This window comes from Pikeienuella piscinae (genome assembly GCF_011044155.1).
In the GTDB taxonomy this organism is placed as follows: domain Bacteria; phylum Pseudomonadota; class Alphaproteobacteria; order Rhodobacterales; family Rhodobacteraceae; genus Pikeienuella; species Pikeienuella piscinae.
This window is the reverse complement of sequence record NZ_CP049056.1, coordinates 2,597,330-2,608,450: the sequence shown is the minus strand read 5'-3', so window position 1 is coordinate 2,608,450 and position 11,121 is coordinate 2,597,330. Positions and strand designations below refer to the sequence as shown.

Sequence of the window (11,121 nt, the reverse complement as noted above, 5' to 3'; positions counted from 1 at the left end):
GCTGGCTCCTTACGTCAGGCTGGCTGGGCGTCCCCGATAGGCTTTCCGGAGCGGCGACGCTCCATATCGTGAAGTAAACCGCCGCGTCGTTCGTACCAGAACCAGGTGACGGCCAAGCAGATCACATAGAAAATGACGAACCCCCAGAGCGCCAGGTTCGCGCTGCCGGTGGCCGCGATCGAAGAGCCATAGGCCTTGGGGATGAAGAACGCGCCGTAAGCGGCGATCGCCGAGGTGAACGCGGTGATCGCGGCGCTTTCACGCTCGATTTGCCGACGCCGCGCATCGGCGTCGAGTTCCGGCATCAGTCGCGGAACATAGTCGCCAACGATGTTCGGGATCATCTGGAATGTCGATGAATTCCCGACCCCGGTGAAGAAGAAGAGCGCCATGAACATGGCGAAGAAGCCGATGAACGACCCCACGGAGAGGAAGAACAGAACGCCGAGGGCCGCCACGATCATGCCAATGAAAACCCAGAGGGTGACGCGGGCGCCGCCGTACTTGTCGGCGATCCATCCCGTCCATGCGCGACTGAGCGCGCCGACCAGCGGCCCGAGGAACACGAACCGCAACGAGTTCACCTCCGGGAAGGCGGTGTTCGCCAGCAGCGGGAACCCAGCCGAGAATCCGATGAAGCTGCCGAACGTTCCGGTGTAGAGCAGGCACATGATCCAATTGTGCTTGCGCTGGAAGATGATCGCCTGCTCCGAGAAGGAGGCCTTTGCGTCGGCGATGTCGTTCATGCCGACCCAAGCCGCGATGGTCGCGACTGCAATGAACGGCACCCAGACGAACCCGGCGTTTTGCAGCCACAGTTGTTCGCTCTCCGAGACCTGCTGCGGCGGGCCGCCGAGCGCGCCGAAGACGCCAACGGTGATCACTACCGGGATCAGGAACTGCATCACCGAAACGCCAAGATTGCCGAGGCCGGCGTTCTTGCCCAGCGCCGCGCCCTTTTCCTTCTTCGGGAAAAAGAAGCCGATATTGGCCATCGACGACGCGAAGTTGCCGCCGCCGAAACCGCAGAGCAGCGCCAGCACAAGGAATATGAAATAGGGCGTCTCCGGATTCTGCACAGCGTAGCCGATGCCGAAGGCCGGCAACATCAGCGAGGCGGTCGAGATCGTGGTCCAGAGCCGGCCGCCGAAGATCGGCACCATGAACGAGTAGAAGATCCGGAAGGTCGCCCCTGAAAGCCCGGGCAGCGCCGCGAGCCAGAAGAGCTGCGCCGCGGTGAAATCGAAGCCGATCAGCGGCAGCTTCGCGACCACCACCGACCAGACCATCCAGACCGAAAACGCGAACAGCAGGCAGACAATCGAAATCCAGAGGTTGCGCGTCGCGATCCGTCGGCCCGTGGTCTCCCAGAACTCGGCGTCTTCCGGATTCCAGGTTTCCAGCACCCGCTCCGGCTTGGCGATCGCGGGGAAGCCCTGCATTTCCGGCAGTTCGGGCAATTCGTCGAGCGGCACGCCGCGCGCGGACTTCTCCATCTCCCTGATCGACAGATGCATCCAGACGAGCGCCATGCCGACGATAAGAAAGAGGAACGCGAAGCACGAGGTGTAGATGCCGGTCAGGTCGAGAAGCGCCCCGAATGCGATCGGCAGAACGAATCCGCCAAGGCCGCCGATCATGCCGACGAGGCCGCCGACCGACCCGACATGTTTGGGGTAATAGACCGGAATATGTTTGAAGACCGCCGCTTTTCCGAGGCTCATGAAGAAGCCGAGAACGAAAATCGCAAAGACGAACGGCCCGAAATCCATCTGCGTCGAGAATGCGATCGGCCCCCTGACGCCATGAATCACGTAGTCGGTCGGCGGATAGGACAGCATCAGGAGCACGATCATCGAGAACCCGAAGGTCCAGTAGAGCACGGTGCGTGCGCCTTTGCGGTCCGAGAGTTGCCCGCCATAGGCGCGAAACAGACTCGCCGCGAGTGAGAACATCGCCGCCGCCATGCCCGCGGTGCGGATATCCGCGTCGTAGACTTCGACGAGGTAGTTCGGCAGCCAGAGCGCCAGCGCCACGAACGCCCCGAAGACGAAGAAGTAATAGAGCGAAAAGCGCCAGACCTGCAGATTCCTGAGCGGCGCGATCTGGTCAGCAAAAGACGGCCGGCGTCCGGCGCGGCGCCGGGCGATCGATTCCGGGTCGTCGCGCGCGAAGAGCCAGAAAACCACCGCCACCAGCGCCAGCGCCGCCGCCCAGATCTGCGCCACCGCCTCCCACCCCCAGGCGACCATGACCAGCGGCGCGACAAAGGTGGTGAGCGCCGAGCCGACATTGCCGGCCCCGAAAACCCCCAGCGCCATGCCCTGACGCGCCTTCGGGAACCAGTGTGAGACGAAGGTGACCCCGACCGCGAACGACCCGCCCGCGACCCCGACTCCGAGCGCCGCGAGGATGTAGGTGGCGAAGCTGTCCGCCTGCGTCAGTCCCCACGTCGCGGCCGCCGTCACCAGCATCTGGACGGTGAAGACAAGCCGGCCGCCGAATTGCTCGGTCCAGATTCCGAGAATCAGCCGCGTCAGCGACCCTGTAAGAACCGGCGTCGCGACGAGCAGGCCGAACTCGGTCTCGCTGAGGCCAAGTTCCGCTTTGATCTCGATCCCGATGATCGCGAAGATCGTCCAGACTGCGAAACAGGTCGTGAATGCAACCGTGCTGAGCGAGAGAGCGCGCCATTCCTTTCCGGAACCGATATCCGTCGCCGCATTCACCTGGCGTCTCCTCCCGCATTGCTGCGTCGACGCGAACGTTCGCGGATCCGCAAATACGAAGGAGAAAGTACCCGCATTAAGCGCGCCAACCTTCCAGATGCTTGCGGAAGCAACCGCTTGCACTTTTCACCAGAGTGCAGCGCCGACAGGATGTCAAGAAGCTTGAGAGACGGCGTTGGAAGTCCGCGCCATCCGCGCGTTCGCTCTCCGGGACGGCGCGGTCAGACCGATCGCGAGGGGGTGGATCGCCTCCAGCGCGACGTTGAGACGCGCGTAAATTCCCGGAACGCCGCGTGAAGCGACGCGCGCCCGCTTCCGTTGGCGGGCGGCGAGTGTGCATTTCGGCGCATCGTCTCGGGCGAGGTATTATCGACAACCGGGCGGTTTTGTGCCCTGATATGGTTCCTCATAGGAGAGGCTAAAGACTCTTTCGGTCTGCCCGCGCCTTGTTGTGGGAGAAGTATAGGTATCGAGGAACTGAATGTGCACTCGAGACAGGTGGTGCCGATGAATCGTGCGGCAAATCAGGAGGGGCGGTTTGATGTGGATGCGTATGAACTCCCCTATGAGAACACTACGGAAAGCATTCTGGATTTAAGGAAGATCGCGCTGATTATCTGGCGCGGCAGGCTATTGATACTGCTTTTCATCATCTTCGGCTTGGGTGTCGGCGCCTATCATGTGAGCAGGCAGGAGCCGGTCTATCTGGCGAAGACCAGCATCCTGTTCGAACCCGAACGTCTTCAGATCGTCGCCATTTCGAATGTTCTGGCTGAGCCGGACGCCGGAAGGGGACTCGGCAACCAGATCGAGATTCTCAACTCCACGACGCTGCTCGGGAAAGTGGTGGAGCGTCTTGGGCTGGCCGAAGTCGAGTCGGCGGAGTTGGAGGCCCCGGCCCCCGATGACGACAGCGCGCCCGCCGACGAATTCTCCCTGTCCCGCTACACGGACGATCTGCTGGCCCAATGGGGTCTGCCGGCCAGCGCAGAGCTGATTGACGGTCTCGTGGTGCGGCTGGGCCTGAGGGAGAGCCCCTCGGAGACAGACTCACTTTCCGACGAAGACCGGAAGTCCAACGCAGTTCGGGCCGCGATCAGCAAACTGCGCGCGAATCTCCAGATCAGCCACATCGGCGGATCGCGAGTGATCGAAGTCGTCTACGGAGCGCCTGACCCGCAGCAGGCCGCGCTGGTCGCCAACACGATAAGCGATGAATACATCTCGTTTCAGCAGATGACGAAGAACCAGGATGTCGTCGCGGTGATCGAGATGGTCAATCGGAGCATCGAGGATCAGAGGCGCAGAGTCGCCCGTTCCGAAGAGGCGCTGGAAGCCGCGCGGCTCGATCTGGCTGCGCGGCATGCTCAGAGTTCCGAGATGCTGACCATTCAGCTGAGCGCATCGAATCAGGCGTTGGCCGACATCCGGCTCCGGCTGGCCGATTCCCAGGCGCGGTACGAGCGCGCCGCGGCCGCCCTGGAAGCGGGCGACGATCTCTGGAGCGTGACCGAGTTTCGAGACTCGGATCTCATCACCGGTTTTCGGATACATGACATCGAGATTCGAGATGAGATCGCGCAGGACCGCGCCATCAGCGGCGATAACATCTCGCCATCAAGGGCCCGCAATATCGCTCTTCGAAAGCAGATCAATGCAAGTATTCGCGAAGAAGCTGAATACATCGTGGCCGCGCTCGACTTTGAAGTCACCTCGCTCAAGAAACGTGAGGCTCAACTCGAGGAAATGATTCGCGAGTTGGAGGTGATGTCGATCGAGAGGACGGCCGACGAACTCTCAACCTCCCGCCTCGAGCGCGAAGTTCAGGCCAATCAAACGCTCCTGCAGACTTTCGTCGCCAGACAGAAGGAGATCACCGAACAAGCCAACATGCAGTCCGCGGACGCGCGGATCCTTTCGCGGGCCGACCCGCCGTCGAGTCCGGATCGGGAGGCGAGCACGCGGTTGTTGCTCGCGTCCGGTGGCGCGGGCTTGTTTCTGGGCGCCCTGGTTTTGCTGCTGAGAGAGCGTCTCGATAATTCCGTCCGTGATCCGCGCGAACTGGCGGAGATCACCCGGCTGCCCATTCTCGCGTCGATCCCGATGGTCGGAAAACGCCGCAATCTGCCGAAACTCGCACAGGAGTTCCTGTCGCAGCCCAAGAGCCTCCTGGCCGAGAGCATACGCAATCTCCGGACGGGCATCCTCTACAGCGATCCCGCGCGGCAGCCGAAGGTGGTGATGTTCACCTCGTCTGTGCCCGGCGAAAGTAAGAGCGCCACATCGTTCCTGATCAGTCTGGCGAGCCAGAGAACCGGCCGAAGCACGATTCTTGTCAGTTGCGATCTGCGCGACGAGAGGAATGCGCGCATCTATTCCAAGTTTCCAAGCGTGAGCGGATCGGAGCGCCGCGCGGGCCTGGCCGCGTATATGCGCCGTGAATGCGCGCTGGAGGAGGCTCTGGCGATAGAGCCGAAATCCGGCCTTCACGTCCTCGCCCTGAGTGAACAGGAGTCGTTTCACGAAAGCCCGGCCGACATACTTTCGTCGCAACGGTTCAAGGAAGTTATGGGAATTCTTCGGGACAAGTACGACCTGGTCATCCTGGACACGCCCCCGGCGCTGGCCGTCACCGACGCCCGCCTGCTTGCGTCCATGGCTGACACGATCATCTATCTGGTGCGCTGGAACGGCACGAGCAAGAACGCCGTGAGAGAAGGGCTGCGCGAACTTCAGTCCATGGACGCTCATCTCGCGGGCTGCGTCTTCACGCTGGTGTCGCAGTCGAAAGCGAAGAAATACTCGGATAACGAATTCATCTACAAGCAAAGCTATGCTGGATATTTCAGCTAGGCGATCCGGGCGGGAATCGCGTTGAAGATTTGCCACCTGCTCGACAACGTCCGCCCGGGCGTCGGGGTGACGCAGGTGATCCACGATCTCATGACGGACGGGCGTCTGGAATGCAGGGGCGTTTGCATGGATACGCGCGAAATTGACGCGCGCTTCCGGCGCATGGTCGACCAGGGCGTCATCGTTGAAGCCGGTTCGCGGGCGGCGGCCATCAGCGCGCTCTTCCGCATGAAGTCCGATGGATACAACATCCTGCATGTGCACAGCAGAAAGGCCGTCGCGGTCTGCATAGTCGCTCGGCTTATCGGTTACTCGGTGGTTCGCACGCAGCATTTCGGAACCGCGATAGGGCCCGCCCCCCATGGCGTGCGTAGCAAGCTGAGGGCGGCGAGAAACCTTCTGACGCTCCGAAGCTGGTGGATCAATCGCTGGGTTGCGATCAGCGAAACCTCCCGGGCCTATCTGCGTGTGAGGTGGAACATTCCCGAAGAGCGCATTTCCCTGATCCGAAACGGGATCGATCTGTCCTGCTACACGCCGCTCTCGAAGTCTCGGGTTCTAGCGCTACGAAGACGTTTCGGGTGGGATGACGACTGGATCGTTCTGATTTCGGTCGGCGCGCTTGTCGCGCGCAAGCGTCACGAGACGATGATCGTGGAATTCGCCGAAGTTGCGAAGGCGTGTCCGGATGTCATGCTCGTCATCGTGGGCGAGGGCAGTCAGCGGCGCAGGCTCGAAGCTGCCGCTGCGGAGCTGAGATTGGACGGGCGGGTCATGTTGCTCGGGCTGAGCGACGAGGTCGCCGCTCTTCTCGGCGCATCGGACATTTATCTGCACGCCGCGCTGGATGAGGCTTTCGGCCTCGCCGTCGCCGAAGGGATGGCCGCGGGCCTGCCCGCGATCGTCTTCGACGGCAAGGGGCCGGCCGAGATCGTTGAAGACGGGGTGTCCGGCATCGTCGTGCGCCCGGACGAGCCGTTTGGCATGGCCCGGGCGGTCCGGCGGCTGATTGACGACGCCGCGCTGCGCAAAACGATGGGCGACGAAGCCCGGGATCAGGCGATGCGGCGCTTTTCCCTTGGCGCGATGCGTGACGCGTATCACGCGTTCTACAAGCGCTGCGCTTCGATCCCTTGACGATTGATGAGGTGGAGATGATGCTAAATACGACTCAAGGTCATACAGTGAATATAACCAACAACAGGTGTCTATTGAAGGAAAACCGTTTATGAAAACCGCAATCCTGGCTGGCGGCAAGGGTACTCGCCTTGCGGAAGAAACGACAATTAGACCTAAGCCAATGGTTGAAATTGGCGGGAAGCCGATTCTTTGGCATATAATGAATATCTATTCGTATTATGGATTTAACGAATTTGCAGTCGCTCTGGGATACAAGGGCGATTACATCAAACGCTATTTCGTCGAGTATGGGACGCTCTCGGGAAACCTGACGGTCGACATGGAGAACGTCGAACCCGTGCGCCGGCATGAAAAGGACCATGCGCCCTGGAAGGTCGACCTGATCGAGACCGGCGACGAAACCCTGACGGGCGGGCGGGTCAAGCGTTTGAAGCCTTATCTGGGCGATTCGACCTTCATGTTGACCTGGGGCGATGGAGTCTCGGACATCGACATCAGGAAATTGATCGCCTTCCACAAGAGTCATGGAAAACTGGCCACCATCACCGCCGTCCGTCCGCCAGCCCGTTACGGCCATATGCGGTTCCAGGACGACAAGGTTGTCGCGTTCGAGGAAAAACCACAGACGACCGAGGGCTGGATCAACGGTGCGTTTTTTGTGCTGGAGCCGCAGGTCTTCGATTATATCGAGGGCGACATGATGATGTTCGAGCACGCCCCGCTTGAGAATCTCGCCCGGGACGGTCAGTTGATGGCCTATCGTCACGAGGGTTTCTGGGCGGCGATGGACACCCTGCGCGACAAGCACAACCTGCAGAAACTCTGGGATTCGGGGGGCCGCCCCTGGGCGGTCTGGGAGTAGATTCAATGCGCGTGCTTGTCACCGGAAATCAGGGTTATATCGGGACGGTCCTGACGCCGATGCTGAAATCCGCGGGCCACGATGTCGCGGGGCTCGACAGCGACCTTTATCGGCGCTGCACTTTCGCTCAGGGCGGGGAGGTTCCCTCTGTCCCCACGCTGGTCAAGGACATTCGCGATGTGACGCCGGGCGACTTTCTCGGCTTCGACGCGGTCATCCATCTGGCGGCGCTCTCGAACGATCCGCTCGGGGATTTCCGCCCCGCGACGACCTATGACATCAACTTCGATGGAACGATGGCTGTGGCGAGGGCTGCGAAAGCCGCGGGCGTCCTGCGTTTCGTCTTCTCGTCATCCTGTTCGAATTACGGCGCATCGGGCGCTGACTTCATTGACGAAAACGGGGCCTTCAATCCGGTGACGCCCTATGGCGAAAGCAAGGTCCGGTCGGAACAGGCGCTGGCCGAACTCGCCGATGACAGCTTCACCCCGACGTTCCTGCGTTCGGCGACCGCCTACGGGGTCAGCCCGCGGATCAGGTTCGACCTCGTGCTGAACAACCTCGTGGCCTGGGCCGTCACCACGGGCAATATCCACATGAAGTCGGATGGCACGCCATGGCGGCCGATCACGCATATCGAAGACATCTCGAGGGCGATGCTGGCGACGCTGGAAGCCCCGGTCGCCGCCATTCGGAACGAGGCGTTCAATGTCGGCCTGACGGAGCACAATTATCAGATCCGCGAACTGGCCGAGATCGTGGCGGAGGTCGTTCCGGGCTGCAAGGTCACCTTCGCCGACGACGCCGGTCCCGACAAGCGATCCTATCGGGTGAACTGCGACAAGATCCAACGCGTCATGCCGCATTTCAAGCCGACATGGGATGCGCGCAAGGGGGCGCAGTCGCTCTTCGATAGCTACAGGCGGGCGAACCTGACGCTGGAAGAATTCGAGGGCCCTCGCTACCAGCGGATCGGGCACATCAAGAAACTGATCGACGACGGGATCATCGACGAACGGCTGATCCATACGGCGACAGGCGGCGCCGACAATTCCGGTTGCGGCGCGGAGACCATCCCGGCCGAGTTTGCTGATGATGCGGGCAAGGTCTCTTGCACTTCATGCGGGCATGCGGGGTTGCGGCCGATCCTTGATCTCGGGCTGATGCCGCGTTCGGACGGACTGCTGGAGGAATCCCGACTGGAATCCGACGAGAAACTCGCGCCGCTCCGCCTGGCGTATTGCCCGGGATGCAGCCTGGTTCAGCTTCTCGAAACCCGGCCACCTGAAGAGATGTTCGGAGACGACTACCTCTATTTTTCGTCCTTCTCGGAGGATCTTCTGAAGCACAGCCGCGAAAACGCGATGGAGTTGATCGAGACCCGGGGCCTGGGCCCGGACAGTCTCGTGATCGAGATCGCCTCGAATGACGGCTATATGTTGCGGAACTTCAAGGAGCGCGGCGTCGGTGTTCTGGGCGTCGATCCCGCGAAACAGCCGGCCAACGCGGCGATTGAAAAGGGCATTCCCACCGTCGTCGATTTCTTCGGCCGCCGCGTGGCCGAAAAACTGCGCGAGGACGGGGTTCAGGCCGACGTCATCATCGCAAACAATGTCGTCGCGCATGTCGCGGATCAGAACGATCTGGTCGCCGGACTGGCGACGCTTCTGAAGGATGACGGCGTTGTCGTGGTCGAGTTCCCCTATGTTCGCGATCTGATCGAACAGGTCGAGTTCGACACCATCTATCACGAGCATCTCTGCTACTTTTCGGTCACCAGCGCGAAACGTCTGTTCGAACGGCATGGCCTGCATCTGAACGACGCGCGCCGTCTGCCGATCCATGGCGGATCGCTGCGACTCTTCTTCGGAAAGGACGCGTCGCCCAGCGACGCCGTTGGCGAGCTTCTGGCTGAAGAGCGGGCGCTCAACCTGGATAGCGAAAGCTACTACGCCGATTTTGGCGCGAAGGTTCGCGAGTTTCGGCTGAAAGCGAGGGAACTGATCGGCAGGCTCAAGGCTGACGGCAAGCGGATCGCGGCCTATGGCGCTGCGGCCAAGGGCACGATCATGCTCAACTTTCTTGATCTGAACACGCGGGCCATCGAGTATGTCGTCGATCGCAACACGCATAAGCAGGGCAAGTACATGCCCGGCGTCAGACTTCGCATTCACGAACCCTCGAAGCTCGAAAGCGACCGGCCCGATTACGTGCTCATTCTGCCGTGGAACTTCCGCGATGAGATTGTCCGCCAACAACAGGACTACCTCGCCTCCGGGGGGCGTTTCATCGTGCCGATTCCCGACCTTGAGATCGTGAGCCGGTGAAGTGGCGGACAAGCCGATACCGCGCGACGCCTGCCCCGCCTGCGGAGGCATGGCCCTGAGTGAAATCTACCGGCTCGACGCGATCCCCGTCCAAAGCTGCGTTTTGCTGGATACCGCAGCGGAAGCCCGCGGGTTTCGCACGGCTCCGCTTGTTCTTTGCTTTTGCGACGCTTGCGGTTTCATCTTCAACACGGTTTTTGTTCGGGAGCTTGTCGACTACGCCTCGACCACAGAAGAAAGCCAACATTTTTCGGGCACGTTCAACCAGTTCGCCAAGGACCTTGCGGCCGAGATCGCGTCGCTCTGCCGGCTTGAAGGCAAGCGCACGCTGGAGATCGGCTGCGGCAAGGGTGAATTTCTGAAGGAGTTGGCCGAACAGACCGGCACGATCGGGCTTGGCGTCGACCCCGGCTTCATTCCAGAACGGCTGGCGGTCGAGAGCGGCCACGACATTGCGTTCCAGCGGGAATATTTCGACCCCGCCACCGTGCCCTTCAGCCCGGATTTCGTGGTTTGCCGTCACACGCTGGAGCATATTCCGGACGTGAAAACGTTCATGGCTGATATCGCACGCGCTATCGGGCAAAATGAGGGTGTGGGGTTGTTTTTCGAAACCCCGGATGTTCGCCGGGTGCTGGATGAAGGCGCATTCTGGGACATCTACTACGAGCATTGCTCGTATTTCACTCTGGGTAGTCATGCGCGCCTGTTTCGCGCGGCCGGCATGGACGTGACGAAACTGTACCTGGCCTATGACGGACAATACATCATCCAGTACGCCAAGGCCGCGCCGGGCGTGGCGCCGCTCGAGAACGAGCGCGATCTCGATGACATTCGGCGCCTGGCGGCGGCTTTTCCTGAACGGGTTTCCGCTATCCGCGCTCGCTGGACGGAATTTGTCACCAAGAGGCATGCGGCGGGTAAATCCGTCGCCATCTGGGGCGGCGGCTCCAAGGGTGTGTCGTTCCTGACGACCAATGGCCTGAATGAGGAGGTGTCGCGCGTGATCGACATCAATCCCTTCAAGCAGGGGAAATTTCTGCCCGGAACCGGACACAGGGTCTGCGCGCCGGAAGAATTGCGGGATAGTCCGCCGGACATCGTCATCGTGATGAACCGGATTTATCTGAACGAGATCGGCGCGCGCCTGGAAGAAATGGGGCTGACGCCCGAATTGGTGGCGGTCTGATGGAGAGATGCCCGATATGCG

The 11,121-nt window shown here is 61.1% G+C and carries 6 protein-coding genes; 5 read left to right on the top strand and 1 reads right to left on the bottom strand.

The genetic code is table 11. From position 1 onward, the window contains the following. Positions 1 to 14: 14 nt before the first annotated feature. A complete protein-coding gene (locus G5B40_RS21410) occupies positions 15 to 2,729 on the bottom strand; it encodes a nitrate/nitrite transporter (RefSeq protein ID WP_179961576.1) in 2,715 nt (904 codons plus the stop codon). 507 nt (positions 2,730 to 3,236) lie between these two features. Between G5B40_RS21410 and G5B40_RS12370 the strand changes: the two genes are divergently transcribed. The 5 genes from G5B40_RS12370 to G5B40_RS12345 all read left to right on the top strand — a co-directional run bounded on the left by G5B40_RS12370 (position 3,237) and on the right by G5B40_RS12345 (position 11,100). After that, positions 3,237 to 5,582, top strand: coding sequence for a GumC family protein (locus G5B40_RS12370; RefSeq protein ID WP_246209850.1), 2,346 nt, complete (start codon positions 3,237 to 3,239; stop codon positions 5,580 to 5,582). Between the two features lie 21 nt (positions 5,583 to 5,603). Further along, positions 5,604 to 6,719 carry a glycosyltransferase family 4 protein gene (locus G5B40_RS12365; RefSeq protein ID WP_165099075.1) on the top strand — a complete coding sequence of 372 codons (1,116 nt, stop codon included), beginning with the start codon at positions 5,604 to 5,606 and terminating at the stop codon, positions 6,717 to 6,719. 91 nt (positions 6,720 to 6,810) lie between these two features. Then, positions 6,811 to 7,584 carry a glucose-1-phosphate cytidylyltransferase gene (gene rfbF / locus G5B40_RS12360; protein ID WP_165099072.1) on the top strand — a complete coding sequence of 258 codons (774 nt, stop codon included), beginning with the start codon at positions 6,811 to 6,813 and terminating at the stop codon, positions 7,582 to 7,584. Positions 7,585 to 7,589: 5 nt separating this feature from the next. Beyond that, a complete protein-coding gene (locus G5B40_RS21010; RefSeq protein ID WP_211907324.1) occupies positions 7,590 to 9,911 on the top strand; it encodes an NAD-dependent epimerase/dehydratase family protein in 2,322 nt (773 codons plus the stop codon). Position 9,912: 1 nt separating this feature from the next. After that, a complete protein-coding gene (locus G5B40_RS12345) occupies positions 9,913 to 11,100 on the top strand; it encodes a class I SAM-dependent methyltransferase (RefSeq protein WP_246209492.1) in 1,188 nt (395 codons plus the stop codon). Positions 11,101 to 11,121 lie beyond the last annotated feature (21 nt).